Origin of the sequence: Myxococcus sp. AM010, from assembly GCF_013372585.1 — a bacterium.
GTDB classification, from domain to species: Bacteria; Myxococcota; Myxococcia; order Myxococcales; family Myxococcaceae; genus Myxococcus; species Myxococcus vastator.
On record NZ_JABXEO010000051.1, the window covers coordinates 42718 to 60492 of the forward strand.

16 protein-coding genes are annotated in these 17775 nt (G+C 71.0%); 6 read left to right on the forward strand and 10 right to left on the reverse strand.

What is annotated here, in order from left to right; translation table 11 throughout:
* Nucleotides 1-2: 2 nt before the first annotated feature.
* Entirely contained in the window at nucleotides 3-1424 is a 1422-nt protein-coding gene (locus HV826_RS22495; protein ID WP_176419065.1) for an ATP-binding protein, read from the reverse strand.
* Between the two features lie 114 nt (nucleotides 1425-1538).
* On the reverse strand, nucleotides 1539-2786 hold the full coding sequence (locus HV826_RS22500; RefSeq protein ID WP_176419066.1) for a serine protease: 1248 nt from the start codon (nucleotides 2784-2786) through the stop codon (nucleotides 1539-1541).
* Between the two features lie 109 nt (nucleotides 2787-2895).
* Here HV826_RS22500 and HV826_RS22505 point away from each other — a divergent pair, with 109 nt between their 5' ends.
* Nucleotides 2896-3315 carry a 2TM domain-containing protein gene (locus tag HV826_RS22505; RefSeq protein WP_176419067.1) on the forward strand — a complete coding sequence of 140 codons (420 nt, stop codon included), beginning with the start codon at nucleotides 2896-2898 and terminating at the stop codon, nucleotides 3313-3315.
* Between the two features lie 13 nt (nucleotides 3316-3328).
* Here the strand turns inward: HV826_RS22505 and HV826_RS22510 are convergent, their stop codons facing one another.
* On the reverse strand, nucleotides 3329-4390 hold the full coding sequence (locus HV826_RS22510) for a gamma carbonic anhydrase family protein (protein ID WP_176419068.1): 1062 nt from the start codon (nucleotides 4388-4390) through the stop codon (nucleotides 3329-3331).
* A 172-nt stretch (nucleotides 4391-4562) separates the two neighbouring features.
* On the opposite strand from HV826_RS22510, the gene HV826_RS22515 reads away from it, so the two are divergent.
* A complete protein-coding gene (locus tag HV826_RS22515; RefSeq protein WP_255217354.1) occupies nucleotides 4563-6413 on the forward strand; it encodes a hypothetical protein in 1851 nt (616 codons plus the stop codon).
* A 7-nt stretch (nucleotides 6414-6420) separates the two neighbouring features.
* Here HV826_RS22515 and HV826_RS22520 read toward each other — a convergent pair whose 3' ends face one another.
* Complete coding sequence (locus HV826_RS22520; protein WP_176419070.1) at nucleotides 6421-7527, reverse strand: hypothetical protein; 1107 nt, start codon at nucleotides 7525-7527, stop codon at nucleotides 6421-6423.
* Between the two features lie 74 nt (nucleotides 7528-7601).
* On the opposite strand from HV826_RS22520, the gene HV826_RS22525 reads away from it, so the two are divergent.
* Complete coding sequence (locus tag HV826_RS22525) at nucleotides 7602-7805, forward strand: hypothetical protein (RefSeq protein WP_176419071.1); 204 nt, start codon at nucleotides 7602-7604, stop codon at nucleotides 7803-7805.
* 69 nt (nucleotides 7806-7874) lie between these two features.
* Here HV826_RS22525 and HV826_RS22530 read toward each other — a convergent pair whose 3' ends face one another.
* The 5 genes from HV826_RS22530 to HV826_RS22545 all read right to left on the reverse strand — a co-directional run bounded on the left by HV826_RS22530 (nucleotide 7875) and on the right by HV826_RS22545 (nucleotide 13563).
* Entirely contained in the window at nucleotides 7875-9548 is a 1674-nt protein-coding gene (locus HV826_RS22530; protein WP_176419072.1) for an iron ABC transporter permease, read from the reverse strand.
* The gene (locus HV826_RS22535; RefSeq protein WP_176419073.1) at nucleotides 9545-10588 is read right to left on the reverse strand and encodes an ABC transporter substrate-binding protein; all 1044 of its coding nucleotides are present in this window, start codon (nucleotides 10586-10588) and stop codon (nucleotides 9545-9547) included. The genes HV826_RS22530 and HV826_RS22535 overlap by 4 nt, the downstream gene beginning before the upstream one ends.
* A 121-nt stretch (nucleotides 10589-10709) precedes the next feature.
* Nucleotides 10710-10952 (reverse strand): hypothetical protein, encoded by a 243-nt coding sequence (locus HV826_RS37390; protein ID WP_255217355.1) that lies wholly within the window; start codon nucleotides 10950-10952, stop codon nucleotides 10710-10712.
* Complete coding sequence (locus HV826_RS22540; RefSeq protein WP_255217356.1) at nucleotides 10936-11994, reverse strand: hypothetical protein; 1059 nt, start codon at nucleotides 11992-11994, stop codon at nucleotides 10936-10938. Before HV826_RS22540 ends, HV826_RS37390 begins: the two co-directional genes overlap by 17 nt.
* Before the next feature lie 21 nt (nucleotides 11995-12015).
* Complete coding sequence (locus tag HV826_RS22545) at nucleotides 12016-13563, reverse strand: parallel beta-helix domain-containing protein (protein WP_255217357.1); 1548 nt, start codon at nucleotides 13561-13563, stop codon at nucleotides 12016-12018.
* 201 nt (nucleotides 13564-13764) lie between these two features.
* Between HV826_RS22545 and HV826_RS22550 the strand changes: the two genes are divergently transcribed.
* The 3 genes from HV826_RS22550 (at nucleotide 13765) to HV826_RS22560 (ending at nucleotide 16677) form a co-directional block, all read left to right on the forward strand.
* A complete protein-coding gene (locus HV826_RS22550) occupies nucleotides 13765-14688 on the forward strand; it encodes a DUF3445 domain-containing protein (protein ID WP_176419075.1) in 924 nt (307 codons plus the stop codon).
* Nucleotides 14689-14895: 207 nt separating this feature from the next.
* Nucleotides 14896-15675, forward strand: a complete 780-nt coding sequence (locus tag HV826_RS22555) for an FKBP-type peptidyl-prolyl cis-trans isomerase (protein ID WP_176419076.1) — start codon at nucleotides 14896-14898, stop codon at nucleotides 15673-15675.
* Between the two features lie 171 nt (nucleotides 15676-15846).
* Entirely contained in the window at nucleotides 15847-16677 is an 831-nt protein-coding gene (locus HV826_RS22560) for a dienelactone hydrolase family protein (protein WP_176419077.1), read from the forward strand.
* Here HV826_RS22560 and HV826_RS22565 read toward each other — a convergent pair.
* Nucleotides 16671-17252, reverse strand: a complete 582-nt coding sequence (locus HV826_RS22565) for a CAP domain-containing protein (RefSeq protein ID WP_176419078.1) — start codon at nucleotides 17250-17252, stop codon at nucleotides 16671-16673. The genes HV826_RS22560 and HV826_RS22565 overlap by 7 nt on opposite strands.
* Between the last annotated feature and the right edge of the window lie 523 nt (nucleotides 17253-17775).

Here is a 17775-nt window from a genome sequence, read left to right on the forward strand (position 1 = left end):
CGCTACGGCGGAAGGTAGGGCAGTTCCACGATGAAGGTGGCGCCCTGGCCTGGCTCGCTCTCCACGCGGAGGGTGCCGCCGTGCGCCACCACGACCTGGCGGGCCGCGTAGAGCCCCAGGCCCAGGCCTCCAAAGGCGCTCGAGGGAACGGCGCGTTCGAAGCGCTGGAAGATGCGCGCCTGGTGCTCGTGGGCAATGCCGATGCCGTGGTCTCTCACGGAGAGGCGCGCGTGGTCCGGCGCGCCCTCCACCCGCACCTCGATGGGACGGCCCTTGCCGTACTTGAAGGCGTTGACCAGGAGGTTGCCCACGACCTGCTGAATCCGCAGCGAATCCCACACGCCTTCGACAGGGACGTCCGCCGTCAGGTGGATGGGACAGGCCGCCTCGGCCGCCGGAGTCCTGGCGCGGGCGACCGTCTCCCGGACGAGCCCCGACAGGTCGAGGGGCTCCACCATCAAGGGCACCTGGCCCTCTCCCATGCGGGAGGCGTCGAGCAACCCGTCGATGTGCGTGGCGAGCCGCTCGGTATGGCGGATGGCCTTGTCCAGCCGCTCCAGCAGGCGTCCGCCACCATCCTTTCGCGTCGCCGCGGAGGGGAGTGATTGGAGCTGGAGCTGGAGCGCCGTCAGTGGCGTCTTCAGCTCGTGACTGGCCAGGGCCAGGAACTCATCCCGGTGGTGGAGCGCCTCGCGCAGGGCCTGCTCGGCCTGCTGTCGCTGCTGGACCTCCGCCTCCAAGGCCTGGGCGCGCTGCTGGAGGAGGCTGACCTCGCGCAGGCGCCCCGCCGGGCCTTCGAGCCGTGTGTAGCGCTCGGTGGGGAGGACGTGTGCGTGGGCCTTGCAGACGTCGAGGAAGGGCTGCGCGTGCGCCGCCTGGCCGAAGTGGCCGATGGCGTAGGTGCACAGCAGGGACAGGGGGTACAGCACGCTGAGGTCATTCCACAGCGCCTCCAGCGCCACCGCCATGTCCGGCATCCCATCCATGCAGAGGACATCCACCATCTCGCCGTAGGCGCGGACCTTGGCGCCGGGGCGCGCGGCCGCGAGGCTGTGCTCAATCACGGCGCCGACGACTTCGCGGAAGCGCTCCCAGTCCGGGCGTCCACCCACCATGAAGCGCGACAGCGTCTCGCGGGCGTCGAGCAGGGTGAGCTGACCGCTCGCGATGACCGCCTCGGTGTCCACGCCCGCGGCCATCAGCCGCGCGATGAGCTGCTGACGGTGGCTCGCCTGGGTGATGAGGATGAGCGGGTCTCCGCGTTCGAGCCCGCCCGTGATGTAGGCCTCGACGATGTCGACGACGAAGGCTTCGTCCTCATAGAACTGGACCGTGTGGTCATGCTCCAGGGGATACCCGATGGGCGTTTCGCTGGCGGGCTGCCGGTGGCTGCTCCCGAGAGTTGCGGCGTCGGATGGAGGCATCGTCCTCACCAGGTGCGTGGGCGCCTCATTATTCTGTCGGGGCCGCTCGACGCGGAACGGCCCCCGGGGGCAGTGGAGCGCCCGGAAGCCGTCACTGGCGGGCCGGCGCGCTCCTCAGGGATAGAGCGACTTGAAGTAGCTGATGGAGTTGTTCCACGAGGGCGTCAGGTGCCCCATCCTGTTCGGGAAGGCGTTGCCCGCGCAGGCCGCGGCGTCGCAGTAGTACTGGTTGTACTGGCCCACCACGACGGGCCCCGAGACGGGCGCGTCATACGAGTAGATGGGCGAGCCGCTCTGGCCCGGGCTGCCGTCGCAGCCGATCTCGATTTCCTGGTGCCAGCCGTCCGCGTCCGGGCTGTAGGCGTTGCCCGTCTTGCACAGGTTGACGTCGCCGTACAGCGTGCGCGCCGTGCAGCTCGCGGGGGCCGCCACGTGGCCGCAGCCAGGGTAGCCGCGCATGTACGTGGACCACGTCTTGAGCGTGTCCGTGGACGCGTTCCAGTGCCCCATCCAGCCCGGGTGGCCGTTCGGGAAGTTGTCCGCGAGCACCATGATGGCGACGTCGTGGCGGTTGCAACTGGCGACGCTGTTGCAGGAGCCGTTGATGTAGCCCTCCGGCACCCAGTACCAGATGGCGTCCTGGACACCCCACGGCGCAGTGGCGCCGTCGCGGCGAGCGGTGAAGGTGTTGAAGATGGGGTTCCACCCGCTGTACGCGCTGACGACGCAGTGGGCGGCGGTGACGACGACGCGGCGGCCCACGAGCGCACCCGAGCATCCAGCGCTCAGGTGGCCGATGGTCCGATAGGGCCACGAGTTCGTGGCATAGCCGTTCGTGAGGCCCATGCGGACGCGCGTGTCCACGCCGTTGCTCCACGTCTGGCCGGAGACCGCGCCGGAGGTCAGGGCCTCATCACCGTTCACCGGCTCCAGTCGCGCGGCGTCATCCAGCGTGCCGCGCGAGGCGCCGTTGAGTCCGCGCCGCGCCAGCTCCTCCGCCACGCGGCCCAGGTTGGCCGCGTCGGTGCGCAGGCGGTAGGCCTTGTTGTTCTTCACGTCGATGCCAATGAAGGAGCGCTCGGTGGACGGTCGGGTCGGTGCCTCCGCCGCGGCGCGCGTGGCTCCCGCGGCCTGGCGCGCCGAGGCTTCGCGGTGCAACGCCTCCGCGTTCACGTCCTTCAGCATGCGGACATCGCCCAGGGCCTCCAGGTGCGGGAGCTCGGCGCCCGCGGCTTCGCCCAGCCACGCCTCCGGGACGACCTGGACGGGGGGCTCCACCTGGGCGCGTGAGGCTTCACCACCACACGCGGCGGCCATGAGGCCGAGCGCACAGAACATGGACCTGCGAATGCCACGAAGCATGAGTTCCCCCTTCGCTGTTTGAGAAGACAGGTGAGTCGCCAGCGAGAACGGGCGTGGGGGGATTCCTTCTCTTTGCGTGGTGGAGACGCCGCGCTAGCGTCCCAGTCCCATGGCGGACACCCGGCAGCGCGGCGCACCTTCGAGCTTTTCCCAGAACGAGGCCGCGGACATCATTCGCGAGGCCACGGCGCGCGCGCTCGCGGGCAAGGACGTGGAGCGCGCGCTCACCCGGGAGGACCTGCTCGCCATGGCCCGGGAGATGGGCGTGAGCGAAGCCGCCGTGGAGAGCGTGATTTCCGCGCGCGCGGGACGCGACAAGGCGCAGCGCCGCATGCGCAGGGCCTACATGGGCCTTGCGTCACATGCGACGAGCTACACCATCGTCATTGGCGGGCTCACCCTCATCGACCTGTTTTCGGGGCCGAGCTGGTGGGTGCAGTACCCCGCCATCGGCTGGGGCATGGGACTGGCGTTCCATGCCATGGGCACGCTGATGGCGGCCTTCAATCACGCGGACAGGCCGCGGTGAGCCTTCGGCCGCGTTAGCCGATGCGCCGCAGCCCCGGCAGGTCTTCCGGCCGCAGCGCCCAGCGAGGCACTGGTGGCAGCGACGCCAACGTGCCCGTCTGCGTCGCAGGGAAGCCCTCCACGTGCGCACCCTCCGCGAAGGCGCTGCCCTGCTTCACCAGGCTGCCCGCGCCCACGAAGCTGCCGCGTCCCAGCCGCGTCCCGTCACAGAGGATGGCGCCCGGCTCCACCACGGTGTTCGCGCCCACGTGGCTGCCATGCACCGTGCAGCCCGGACCGATGATGACGCCGTCCTCCAGCGTCAGCGCGTGGTCCGACAGCCGGTGCAGCACGGTGTTGGCCAGCACTTGCACGCCCGCGCCAATGCGCACCGGGCCATTGCCGTCCCCGAGGATTTTGACCCCGGGGCCAATGATGCAGCCCGGGCCGATGATGACGTCCCCCGTCACCTCGGCCGAGGAGAAGAGGGTAGCGGTGGGGTGCACCAGTGGGTGTTTGTCGCGAAACGTATAGAGCTGTCCCATGGGAGCGTCCTCTGCGCGATCTCTCGCGGAGAAAGCGGTGAGTGGTTGGCCCGGCAGGTCGAGGCTTCCGCCGCGCCGCTTCCGGAGCCGTTCCAAATCATCCGCGGTGGTTCGGCGGAGAATGCGACCGGGGCGGCCCACGACGACGGAGTCGTCCGGCACCACGGTGCCCGCTGGAATGAGCGTTCCTTCCCCTAGCAGGCAGCGGGTGCCGATGCGCGCACCGGGCATGAGGATGGAGCCGCCTCCTACGTCGCAGAGCGCGCCGACCTCCGCGCCCAGCACGAGGCTGCGGTGGTCGAGAAAGGTGCGCTCTCCCACCGTGACGGGGTGCTGCGGCATCCCGATGATGACACCGTTCTCCAACACGGCCGAGCCAGCGCCCAACCGCACGGCGCCGTCATGCGAGCGCACCACCGCGCCTTGCGCGATGTTGGCTCCAGGACCCAGGTGGAGAGTTCCCAGCACCCGCGCGCTGCTGGAGAGGCTGAAGTGCGCGTCCCCCCCGGCAGGCACCGCGAGCACACTTTCGTGCGGCAAGCTGATGGCCATTGATGCGGCACCCTACACCCACGCGCTCTGCGGCCCGACGGCCCGACGGCGCAGGTAGGTTGTCCAGCGTCCGACGGTCGCCGGGCCGGGCCTTGCCCTGGAGGAGGCTGCCCGCTCCCTGTTCTATGCTTGCGGCATGGTGTTGACGAAGGGGATGAGAGGGCGGAACGTCATGGCCCGTGCACGGCGCTCCACCCGGCCCCCAGGGCCGCTGCCGGTGGTCCTGCTCCTCGTCCTGGGAGTGGCCTCGTGCAACACCGTGGAGGTGCCTGGGGATGCGGTGGCCTGTGCGGGGCTGCGGTGCACCGCGGGCGCCTGCTTCTCCAACGCGGGGCAGCCCATGTGCCGCTGCGGACCGTGGGAAGATGCCGCGGGGTTGACGTGCTCGGTCGCCGCCTTCAAGCAGCCGGATGACCATGGGGGCGCTCCCGACAGCGCGACGGTGCTGACGCTCCCCATGTCGCCCCGCGAGGGCCGCATCGAAGAGGGCCTGCGCGAGGAGCTGAAGGACCGGGACGTGTTCGCCGTCACCGTGGCGGAGCGCGGCATGTACCGCTTCTCATGCACGCGGCTGACCCTGTCGGAGTGCCGGGTGCGGTTGCTGGACGCGGCTGGGAACACGCTGGACATGCCTGTCGATGTGGAGGGCGCCACGGTCTTGTGGTTGCCCACGCTCGCCGCGGGCACCTGGTACTTCGAGGTCTCTGGCGGGCGCTCACACGGGCACTACACGTACCACCTGATGTCGCTGGGCGTGGACGACCACGGGGATACGTTGGAAGAAGCCACCCTCCTGCGGGAGGTCGCTGGCGCTCCGTTCCCGGTGAGGCTCGCCTCGTCCGCTGACGTGGATGTGTTCACCTTCCGCTCGCGGGTGGGGCATGGCTACCGCTTCATCTGCGAGCAGGCGCCCGGGCTGCTCCTTCAGGTGATGCTGCTGTCCTCTGTCGGCGCGGTCGCGGAGGTCTCGCAGGGCTCGTCAGGGGCGCCGCTCGCGGTGAGCCTGCTTGCGACGTCCGAGCGTGACTGGTTCGTGGTGCTGAGTCCGGAGGGCGTCACCCCGGTGGATTCCACCTGCCGCTTCGAGGACCTGGGCCCCGATGAGCATGGCGACACGCTGGAGACCGCCACGGCCGTGACGGCGGGCATCCCGGTGCCAGTCACCCTCCAGTCACGTGAGGACGTGGAGGTCTTCTCCTTCACGGGGGCGCCCGGGCACGTCTACACGGTGCGGACGGAGGGGGCCGGGCGGTGGTCGGCTCAGGTGGTGGATGCGAACGGGGGGAACGTGGCCCTGGCGGACACGGACCGGCTGCGGGCCCGGGTGGAGCGCGCCGGGACGTATTACCTCCTCGTGGATGGCGGCGACCTCTGGGCGCACTCCTTCTTGCTGACGTTGGTGGACGCGGGAGTGGATGACCACGGGGACTCGCCGCAGACGGCGACGCTCATCACGCCGGGGACCCCGCTCTCGGGCCTCTTCGAGACGCCGCATGACACGGACGCCGTCGTCTTCCAGGCCGAGGACCGTGGCATCTACCTCGCGTCCTACGCGCCCTCTCCGGACCTGTCCTTCAACCCACGGGGCGCGGTGGGCATCCTGGAGCTGGACGACGGCCGCCACCTCTTCAGCGCCTGGAACGCGGCGCCTGTCACGATGATGTTCCAGCCATTGAATGGCGCGGAGGCGTTCTCCTTGCTGCTGGAGCACGTGGCCGTCGATGACTACGGCGACCACGGCGGGACGGCCCACGCCCTGACGCTGCCGGCCTCGGTGTCGGGCGTGGCTCAGACGGCCATCGACGCGGATGTGTTCTCCGTCGGGTTGGAGGCGGGCCGCGCCTACTGGCTGGACCTGGAGGCGGGAGCGCTTCAGGTGTCGCTCATGGCCCCCGGCGGCCTGCCATTGAGTCTGCGGGCTGGACGGTTCGTCGCGGACCGCTCCGGCCTCCATGTGCTGACCTTCGCCGGTGCCTCCGGCCTGGAGCAGGTCCCCTGGCGCTTCACGCTCCAAGCGGAGTGAGCGTGCGTCAGGGCAGGCAGATTTCGAAGCCGGTCCGTCCGGCGGGGAAGGTGTCCCGAGGACGTGAGGCGGGCGTCACGGCGTAGAGGTGGAAGTCGAGCCGTCGCTGGAGGAAGCCCTTCAGCGCGGGCGCCAGCGGGTCCCCTTCGTCCTGGTACAGCGTGAAGAAGTGGAAGCCCTGGCCGTGGAAGTCCGCGTACACTCGCTCCACGAGCGCGTTGAAGATGGCCGGGTCTTCTCCGCGCACGCTGGTGTTGCAGAGATAGAAGTAGCGGAAGTCGCTGCCTGGCGCGGGCAGGCGCGGTGCGTGGAGCGCGGTGGCCAGCGTGTTCCATCCCCACCGCACCCAGCGCAGGCCTCCACGGTAGGCATGGACGCGGTAGCGCTTCACGGCCGCGGGGCTCCAGGCGGTGGTGCAGCCCACCAGCGCGCCTGTCGCGTCGAAGGCCAGGTAGGTGTCTTCGATTCGCAGCCCAGGCCAGTGGGCGAGGCGGTGCTCCAGCTCGCCCACGTCGAAGCGGTAGCCGAAGGGACGGGCGCGGTGGTCGGCATCCAGCAACGCCGAGACGGCGGGGACGTCCTCGGGCGTGGCGCGCCGCACGGCGAAGGCGCTGCGCTGGGGACGGCGGCGGAGCAGGAACTGGATGGACACGGCGGAGAAGCGGCGGAGCAGGGCGTAGTGCGGCTGGCTCACGCGTCCTGGCCGCCGCCGCACGAGCGCCTGGAGCGCGGTGGCGTTGGAGGCCATGACGGCCGTGAGGAAGGTGTCCACCCCCAGCCGCTGGGCGCTCTCCTCGAGCATGGGCCCGTAGAAGCGCGCGAGGCCGCGGCTCCGGCGCGCGGAGAAGCGGGTGCGCAGGTCGCCCAGGTAGCCCACCCGGCACGGACGGCCCTCCCGCCAGCCGTCGCGCACGTGCACGGCGCCCATCCCGTCCAGCCGGCCGTGCTCGCCGTGGACCCAGACCTCCGTCTCTCCGCGCTGCATGGTGTAGAGGCCGAAGTAGTCCGGCGCTCGCTGCGAGGAGAGGACCAGGTCGCCCTGCATGGGCACCGCGCCGAACAGGTCGAGCAGCGCGGTGTTGTCGTCACGGGTGGCGCGTCGGAAGTCGCTCATGCGGCGGTGGCGGAGCCTACCCCGGCCGCCGCCGTTTGTGGTTAGGCTGGAGGCTCCCCGAAAGGAGTCACGCGATGAAGAAGAATGGAATTGCGATGCTGATGGCGCTGGGTGTGGGACTGGCGGCGGGTTTCGGAATGGCGTTCATGCCGTCCACGGCCGAGGCCAACGCGCCTGAGTCCGCGCAGGCCATTTGTGTGCGCAACTCGGATTGTGACTACTTCTGTGGTGAGGGCTTCGGGCACTGCATCCGGGGCATGTACTGCGCGTGCATGTAATGGCGTCCAGGGTCTGAAGACCTCGCCAGGGGGCCAGCGGCTCCCTGGCGAGGCCGGACGCCTCCGCCCTCACCGCGTGTCCACGGGCCGCCGCGTCAGCAGCGCGAGCAGGGCCTGGCCCACCACCACCAGCGCGATGAAGGCACACGCCAGCACCGCGGCGGCGGCGGGGTCCGCGTAGCTCTGGAGCTCGAACAGCAGCGTCCCGAGCACCTCGGTCCCCGCGGGCACCAGCAGGACGGACATCGTGATTTCCGTCGCGCACGCGAGGAACGCCAGGACGAAGGCCGCGGTGAGCGCCGGCCGCAGCAAGGGCAGGGGCGCATCCACGAACGCGCGCCAGGGGCCGGCGCCGCTCACCCGCGCGGCCTCGGTGAGCGAGGCGTCCAGTTGCGCGAGCGCCTCCTCGCTGTTGCGCGCGCCCAGCGCGAGGTACTTCGCCACGTAGGCGATGAGCAGCAGCCACGGCGTGTGGGCCAGCGCGAGCACGAAGGCGACGCGGTCCATCAGGATGAAGCGCACGTCCCGGGAGAAGGCGAGCAGCAGCGCCAGGGCCAGCACCGTCCCGGGCACCGCGTAGGGCCACACCGCCAGCGCCTCCACGCCCGTGCCCAGGCGGCGCAGCCCGCGTCGCAGCACCGCCGCCGCGAGCCCCAGGCCACACACCAGGACACCCGCGCCCGCCGCCAGCAGGACGCTGCGCCCCGTGGCCTGCAGCGTGCGCGGCTCCAGCAGCACGCCCGCCCAGTGCGCCAGCGTCAGCGTCTCCCACGTCAGCGCCGCGCCGAAGCTGCGCTGGAGCGACGTGAGGAGGATGGCCCCCAGCGGGAGCAGCACCAGCACCGAGGCCGTCAGGCTCACCGCCCCCAGGACGAGCCCGCGTGCGCGCCCCAGCGGGAAGGGGCGGGAGGACAGGCCCTTGCCCGCGCTCAGGCGGACGCGGCCGGCGCGGCCCAGCGCCCACGTCACGAGCATCGCCAGGGGCGCGAGCAGCAGCAGCGACGTCGCCAGTTGCGCGGCGCGCGCCAGGCCCTCGTCACCGCCCATCAGCACCAGCTCATAGATGCGCGTGGTGAGCACCCGCGTGGGCGGCGAGGCCGACACGCCCAGCAGGTACGGCACGCCGAAGGACGAGGCCGCCATGAGGAACACCATCACCGCGCCCGACAGCAGGGAGGGCAGCGCCAGCGGCAGCGTGGTGGTCAGCAGCGCCCGCGCTGTCGAAGCCCCGCAGACGCGCGCGGCTTCCTCCACCGCCGGGTCCACGCGCCGCAGGGCGGCCGCGCCCGCCAGCAGCACCAGCGGGAGGCCCGACACGCCCTCCACGAAGGCGATGCCCGCGGGGCCGTAGATGTCGAAGATGTCATCGCCGAGCAGCCGGTTGAGGTACCCCGCGCGAGGGCTCGCGAGCGACAGCCAGCCCATGCCCCAGATGAACGCGGGCACGGCGGAGGGCAGGGTGAACAGCACCGTGAAGGCCCCACGCATGGGCAGGTCGGTGCGTTGCAGCACCAGCGCCAGCGGTGTCCCCAGAACGAAGGCCAGCACCGCCGCGCCCGTGGCGATGCGCAGCGTGTTCCCCAGCGCCCCGCCTTCGGCGAGCAGCCAGCCCAGGCCCCCCGCCCCGGCGGGCCCCAGGCCTCGCCAGAGCAGCGCGGCCACCGGGAGCACGGAGAAGCAGAGCACCGGCACCAGCCACAGGCCGAGCCCCAGCCACTGGGACCTGGGCGCCGCCGCGCTCATCGTGAGAAGGCCTGACGGAAGCGCTCCTTCACGGCGCCGCCCCGCGCGAGCCCTCGTTCGAGCAGCTCGGGCGTCCACGGGCGCGCGCGCTCCAGCAGCTCGGAGACACCGGCCTCTCCCTTGGGGCCCGCGAGCCTGGGGTCCACCGCGTGCATGTCTCCCTGCTCCACGATGATGCGCTGGCCCTCGGGGGACAGCAGCACGTCCACCACCGCCTTCGCCGCCACGGGGTTGGGCGTCGTCGCGAAGAGGGCCGCGGGGCCGGGGATGACGACGGCGCCATCGGTGGGCCACACCACCTGGATGGGGCTGCCCCGGGCCTGGGCCGCGAGCGCGTTCTCCAGGAGCAACACGCCCGCATCCGCCTCGCCGCTCTCTATCTTCTGGAGCACCGCCGCGTTGCCTCCCGCGACGATGGCGCCGCGCTGGCGCAGCCCGGGGAAGAAGGACTCGCCATGCTTCGCGTCGCAGAACACGGCCCAGGTGAAGGCGGTGCCCGACGTCAGCGGGTCTCCAATCGCCACGCGTCCCGTCCACGGACCCTCCGCGAGCGCCGCGAAGGAGGTGGGCGGCGGGGGCCCGTCCTTCCGGTGCACCAGGACCATGGTGGACAGGCGCAGGGCCGCGTAGCGCGCGTCCAGGTCCACCAGGGCGCGGGGCACCCGGAGCACGTTGGGCGAGGCGTAGCGGAGCAGGGCGCCTTCACGGGCCAGCCGCTCGTAGAGGAACGGGTCCGACGTGGCCAGCAGGTCCGCGCGGATGGCCCCGGCGGCGCGCTCCGCCTCCAGCCGGCTGGCCACCTTCTCACTGCCCGCCTGATACCAGCGCACCCGGACGTCGGGCAGCCGCGCCTTCAGCAGCGGCTCCAGCGCGTCCAGGACGTGCCGGTACATGGACGTGTAGACCCAGACGTCTCCGGAGGGCGTGGCCTCGCGCGCCAGCGTGGGCCCGGCCGAGGGCGCGGCGGACTCGATGCGGCAGGCGGCGAGCAGGACGAGCGCGGCGGCACCCGCGGCCCGGAGCAGCGTGGGCAGGGACATGTGCCCGCGATTATGCGGCACCCGCGCGCCCTGTCACGCGGCGCGGCCGTCACGCCTTGGAAACGAGAAGCCCCTCCGCGCACCGGACGCGGAGGGGCCGCTCGACAGACTTGGGACAGACCTACTTGCAGGCCCGCGCCGGCATGGCGTCAATCCAGTCGGCGATGAGCCGTGAGCCCTGGTCGTGGCGAAGCACGCGGCCCAGCTCCGGCATCATCTTCCCCGACTCCTCGGTGTGCATGCGGTACCAGAGGATGGACACGGAATGGTCGCCGGGGACGATGTCGAACTCACCGCCCACCCCGCCGCCGGCGGAGCCCGGCCGCTTGCACACGCCCAACGTGAACTCATCCGTGTTGTCCACGTTGAGGAACAGCCGGCTGGTGGTGCCCGCCGTCCCCTTCGGGTTGTGGCAATGCGCGCAGTTGATGTCCAGGTAGGCGCGCGCGCCGCTCCAGCGAGCCCTCCTCCGCGTCGAACGCGTTCGGCGCGCGGGGGACCTGGTCGATGGGCGGCAGCCCCGTCAGCCGGCCCAGGTTGGCCAGGTGCTGGAGCTGGTTGATGGGCCCGTCGCCATAATCTTGGTCCTGGTTGAGGTAGCGGGCCTTCACGCCAATGGGCAGCAGCACCTGGTTCTCCTGGGCGTCCTGGAGGTGGTGGCACTTCAGGCACTGGTTCTTGCTGGGCACCAGGTAGTCCAGCGTCCGCTCCTCGCCGTCCTCGCCAATGAAGCGCACGCCGCGGACGACGCGGCCGCCGTTGGCCAGCGTGGCCTCCGTCTGGGCCTCGTTCCAGAAGTAGGGAAAGGCCTCCCAGCCTCCGGGCCGGTGCACCAGCACGCGCGTCTCGATGACGCGCACGTTCTCTTCCGGGACGCGGAGGTCCGCGGGGAAGGCGAACGTCTTGGTGATGATGGTGCCCACCGGCAGGTCCAGCACGTCGTGCGCCGAGTACCCGGCCTGCGCGTCCGGCGGGATGAACAGCGTGCGGGACTTCACCGAGTAGTCGGAGAAGAGCGGCGTGGTCAGCGCATAGGGGATGTTCCCCTCCACCGGCTGGAGCCCACCCGACGCGGGTGTCCCGGTGAAGAGGCCGAAGCCCGACAGGGTGCTGGGCGGAAACGCGGGCCCGGCGTCTGGCGTCCCCGCGTCCTCGGGTGTCCCCGCGTCCTCGGGCGTGCCGGCGTCCTGGCCCGCGTCACCCGTGCCCGCGTCACCCGTGCCCGCGTCGTCGTCACCCGCGTCCGGGGTGCCGCTGTCCTCGGGCGGGTACCCGGAGTCGAACACGAGCCCGCCGCCGGCGTCCGGCGTCGGCGTCACGCCGCCCTCGTCACCGCCGCACGAGGCCAGCGCCGCGGTCACCAGCACCGCGGCGAGGCCCAGTCCTGGGATGAACGGCCTGTACATGCGTCCGTTCTTCACGGGGTCTCAGCGGATGGTCAGGGCCGGGGTGAAGCCCGAGCAGTTGTAGGGCTCGGCGCCCTGGACATAGCGGCGCGTCTCCGCCCAGGCGGCGGCCAGGTTGGGGGTGCCCGCCATGATGTGGGCGCCCACGGCCTGCAGGTCGAGGTCCACCACCGAGGCCTGCGTGCTCTCCGGCAGCGTGTTGCGCGTGAAGCAGATGTTGATGGGGTTGGCCAGGCTCTCATCGCGAGGCGCCGGGTCGATGCCGTCCCACAGCACGTGCTCCACGCCCGTCACGCCGTGGGCCGCGGCGCCGTACTGGTAGACGGCGCCCACCAGCGCGCCCAGCGGGCGGCGCTCCGGGTCCGGCGTGCCGTTGTCCACCAGGCGGCCGCTGCCACCGGTGAAGGTGTTGTCGTGGATGGAGATGTCCTGGCTGGGGTAGTTGAAGAAGCCGGCCGCCCACTGGATGGGGTCGGATTCAATGGCCAGCCCGCTGAGGATGGCGATGTCCACCGTGTTGTTGTCGCCCCACGTGTTGTGCTCCAGCTCCACCCGGCGCGAGGCCAGGATGAAGGTGCCGGTGCCGGCGGGGACCTGGGACACGGTGCTGCTGCTGGCCTGCACGGAGGCGAAGTTGGGGCGGTTGTTCCCGGTGATGGTGTTGTGGGCGATGTAGACGTCCGTGCCCCGGATGGGGTTGCCCGGCAGGTCGAACACGACCAGGCCCGCGGTGTTGTCCTGGGCGATGTTGTTCGCGACGTGGGCGTACTTCGTGTTCTCGATTTCGATGCCCGCCACGTTCTTCTTCGCCACGTTCCGCCGGACGATGGTGTGCTGCGTCTGACCGACGTAGATACCCGCGTCGGCGGCGTTGTACGCCTCACAGTCCTCGACGAGGACGTACATCGACTTCACGGGGTAGATGCCGTACTTGCCGTTGCTCTCCAGGTTCTCCTCGGCCCACTCGGTGCGGACGCGCTGGATGTTCACGTTGCTGGAGGACTCGATGCGCAGGCCATCCTTCTTCGCGTTCCAGACGGCCAGGTCGCTCACCGTGAAGAGCTTGCCCACCACGTCGAAGCCGTTGGTGTTCGCCGCCGCGTTGGAGAAGTCCAGCACGGTGCTGGCCTCGCCGCCGGTGGCCTCGCCCTGGGCGCCCTTGCCCGCGCCCTTCACGGTGATGCCGTTGGCGCGCAGGGTGATGGCGTTGTCGAACTGGAAGGTGCCCGCGCCCAGCGCGATGGTGGTGCACTCGTCCAGCGCGTTCACCGCGTCCTGGAGCTCCTGCTCCTGGCCCGGGTTGAACGTCAGCGTGGTCTGCTCCTTGCCCTCGCAGGAGAAGTCCTGCGGCCACGCCATGGAGCCACCGTCACCGCCGGTGCCACCGTCGTCCGGGATGCCCGCGTCACTGCCCGCGTCCCCCGTGCCCGCGTCCCCGGGCGTGCCAGAGTCCGGCTGGCCCGCGTCCGGACGGTCATCGTCGTCATCCGAACAGGCGGGGAGGGCAAGCAGACCCACGAGGGCCAGGAGCACGGCACGGGGCGCGCGCGACAGCGGCAGAGGATGCATCAGGTATCTCCTGTGGAAGTGCTGCGCTTGCTGGCGCCCGAGCATGGGGCTTCAGGGCGCAGCCAGCACCGTGCGAATCCTCCCTGTGAAGATGAACAACCTCAAGGGTGAGACACCAAAAACAGCCGGGCCTCCCGTGACGCGATGCGTTCTGCAACACGGTTGATAAATTGCTCCCATTCTTCATGAGAGGTCGACGCGGTGCTGCCTTACTTCCCCTTCGAGCAGGATGTCTTTTCAATGTCGCTGGGCGTGCGTGCGCTGAGGCCCGAAGAGACACTCATCGAAGTAGACGCGCCGCGCTATGCGGACGAAGTGGCGTTGAAGGCGGCGCTGCTGACGGCGGGGCACGCCGAGCGCTTCCAGGGAGGGCCCGGGACGGAGGAGCTCCAATGGGAGACGCTGACGGTGCTGCTGCCTGCCATGGCGCGTCAAGCGCCGGAGCACTTCTCACTGGAGGTGGAGGGCACGCGCTGGTGCTGGCACAACCACCTGCTGGGCACGCGGACGCACTTCACGCCGGGGGACGCGGCGAGCCTGCCGCTGGCGCCGCTGGACTGGTTTGGCCGGCAGGTGCAGGAGGACCTGCTGCTGCTGGACGGCACGCGTGAGGGGTTCCCGCTGGTGGCGGGGCAGCTCTGCTTCCCCTCCGGGTGGTGCCTGGGGGACAAAATGGGCCGGCCGCTGCTGGCCGTCCACGCGCCGGTGCCCCAGTTCAACGCGAAGCTGGGGCCCTCCACGCTGAAGCTGATGGAGGGCCTGAAGCCCGGGCGCCCCGTCACGCGCTGCAACTGGGCCATCAGCGTCACGGAGCGGTTGGATTTGGAGCCGCGCACGCTGCCGGAGTGGCGGCACCTGTTCGACGGCATCACCCCGGACAACGCGGGCGAGCGCTGCTTCCTCCGCCTGGAGCGCCAGACGCTCACCCGGCTGCCCCGCACGCGCGCCATCCTCTTCACCATCCACACCTACGTGGCCCCGGTGGCCTCGGAAGTGGAGGCCCCCGGCCGGCGGAAGCGCCTGGCCCGCGTGCTGCGCTCCGTGCCCGCCGACACCGCGACCTACAAGCGCCTCACGCCCGTGCTGGCGCCCCTGCTGGGCTACCTGGAGGCGGGCCCTGTCTGAGGTCGGGTGGAGTGGGTAATGAAAAGACCCACCTTCTGGCGGAGACACGCGGTCGCCCTGGGGGCGGGCGGGGTGTCGCCCAGGAACGGGGACGCTCCTGGTGTGCTGTCGAACCGGAAGTCAGGCCATTTCTGTAGTAAGTCGCCCCCCAGAACTGACTGCGGCGATGTCTTACTGCCGCTCCAAAAGGCAAGGAAGGGCAACGACATGCGGAAGACGTGGCTGGTCGCGGGAATGCTGGTGCTGGCGGGCTGCCAGCAGCAGGGCAAGACGGATTCGACGCCGGCGGCGACGGCGACGGCGCCCGGCGCGAGCGCGAATCCCCAGACGGAGGACCAGAAGACGCTGTACGCGCTCGGCCTGTCCATTGGCCGCAGCGTCAGCGTGTTCGACATGACTCCCGAGGAGCTGGAGTACGTCAAGGCGGGCATCACCGCGCAGGTGAAGGGCGACAAGCCCGCGGTGGACCTGGAGACGTACGGCCCGAAGCTGCAGGAGCTGGCGCGCGCGCGCAGCACCCGCAAGGCGGAGGCTGAGAAGGAGAAGGCGAAGGCGTTCCTGGAGACGGCCGCGAAGGAAGAGGGCGCCCAGAAGACGGAGTCCGGCCTCATCTACAAGGAGCTGACCGCCGGTACGGGCGCGGCGCCCCAGGCGTCGGACATCGTGAAGGTGCACTACCGCGGCACGCTGCCGGACGGCACCGAGTTCGACAGCTCGCACAAGCGTGGCGAGCCCACGCAGTTCCCGCTCCAGGGTGTCATCAAGTGCTGGACCGAGGGCGTGCAGAAGATGAAGGTGGGCGGCAAGGCCAAGCTCGTGTGCCCGTCCGACATCGCCTACGGTGACCGCGGCGCGCCGCCGAACATCCCGGGCGGGGCCGCCCTGGTGTTCGAGGTGGAGTTGCTGGAGATCGTCAAGCCGCCGGAGATGCCGGCCATGGGCGGCACGCCGCCGGCGGGCAAGCCCTCCGCGGTCGAGAAGAAGTAGTCACCGCCTTCACGCGGGACGCTTGAGGGGGGCTGGCGGGGGATGCTTCCCTCCCAGCCCTCTTCGCGTTCGCGGGCACCGGAGGTGGCGCGGGGCGCTGCCTCGGAGTAGTCCACCAGCCGCCAGCGTCTCCGCCGCGGGGACGGGCCAACCCACGGAGGTCGACACATCATGCGCCAGGGCCTGCTGTTGATGATGGGAGCGCTGCTGCTGAGCGCCTGCGTCCAGGGCCGTGCCCGGGAGGTGCGCCGCGAGCCGGCCGCCACGGGCGCCGTCTCCGAGTCGGAGTTCAAGGCGCTGCACACGCTGCGCGAGGACGCGCCGCCGGTGCTGGAGGGCCAGGAGGTGGAGGTGGCCGGCACGAAGGCCTACCTGAGCCTGCCCGCGGGCGCCCAGGGGCCGCTGCCCGCCGTCATCGTCATCCATGAGTGGTGGGGGCTCAATGACCACATCCGCCACTGGACGGACCGGCTGGCCGCGGAGGGCTACGCCGCGCTGGCGGTGGACCTGTATGGCGGCAAGGTGGCCACCACGCGGGAGGAGGCGCTGGCGCTGCTGAAGGCCGTGGACCCGGCGCGCGCGCAGGAGACGCTGACGGCCGCGCACACCTTCCTCCAGCAGGACGCGCGGGTGCGGGCGCCGCGCACGGGCACCATCGGCTGGTGCTTCGGGGGCGGCTGGTCCCTGCGCGCGGCCATGGCCCTGCCGGAGCTGGACGCGGCGGTCCTCTACTACGGCAACCCGGTGACGGACGCGCGGGAGCTCGCCGCCATCCGCGCGCCGGTGCTGGGCATCTTCGGCACGAAGGACCCGTCCATCCCCCTGGAGACGGTGCAGGCCTTCCGGCAGGCCTTGGATGAGGCGGGCGTGCGGCACTACATCCTGGAGTTCGAGGCGGAGCACGCCTTCGCCAACCCGTCGGGTGAGCGCTACGACGCGCAGGCCGCCGCGGGCGCCTGGCAGCAGGTGGCGGCCTTCCTGGACCAGCACCTGCGTCAGTAGGGGCGCTGGCCCACGTAGTTGCCCGGCGGCGCGTAGTTGCACACCCAGAGCGTCCAGTTGGGGAACCGGTCCCCGAAGGGCGAGTTCGTCGTGCACTCCTGGACGGCGCAGCCCAGGGCCCGCGTGCCGCGCCACACCACCTGGGTGTAGTGGCCGCAGACCTTGCCGCTCGCGCAGGTGTTGGTGGCGTGGTCGTAGTGGGCGGCCTCGTCCACCCAGCCCTGCACCACGCCCTGCGCGCCCATGGCGCTGGACGAGGCGGCGGTGAGGTTCTCCCCCAGGTTGCCCCGGCTCGAGTTGTGCTCGAACCTGCACCGCGCGGCGTAGGCCTTCGCCGTGCGCGTCGCCTGCTCGTCCCACGTCAGGTCCTCCAGCGCGGGGGAGGCCTCGGGCGACACGTCCCTCCGCGCGGCGTTGTGCGCGGCCAGCATGTCGCGGTCGAACTGCGTCATGACCAGCGGCTCGGTGTCGCCGTCACCGTCTCCCTCGCCGGGGGCGTCGGAGCCACAGCCGGTGAGGAGCAGGGGGAGGAGCAGGCCGAGCGGCCGGAGGAAGCGGGGCGTGGAGCGGAGCATGGGGTGGATTATCCGCCGTCAGGCGGAGGTCCGTCACCTCCCGCCGCGTGAGTGTCCGGCACCCGGGACGCACCGGCCCCGTGGGGCGCGGGAGGTCAGTAGGGCCGCTGCCCCACCCAGTTGCCCGGCGGCGCGTAGTTGCACACCCAGAGCTGCCAGGTGGGGAACCGCGCGCCGAACGGTGAGTGCTTGTTGCACAGCACCGTGGCGCACCCCACGGCCGCCGTCTTGCGCCACACCACCTGCGTGTAGTGCCCGCACACCTTGCCCTTCTGGCAGGTGTTGCGCCGGTAGTCGTAGTCCGCGGCTTCGTCCGCCCAGCTCTTCACCACCTGGGACGTGGTCCACGCGCCGGGCGTGGCGGCGGCGAGGTTCTCTCCGAAGTCGCCCCGGTCCGGGTTGTGCTCGAACTTGCAGGCCTTCGCCCAGGACGCGGCCTTGCGCTCGGCCTGGGTGGACCAGGCCAGCGGCGGCAGCGCGGGCTTGGGGGCTGTCTCTTATACACCTCTGACGCTGCCGACGA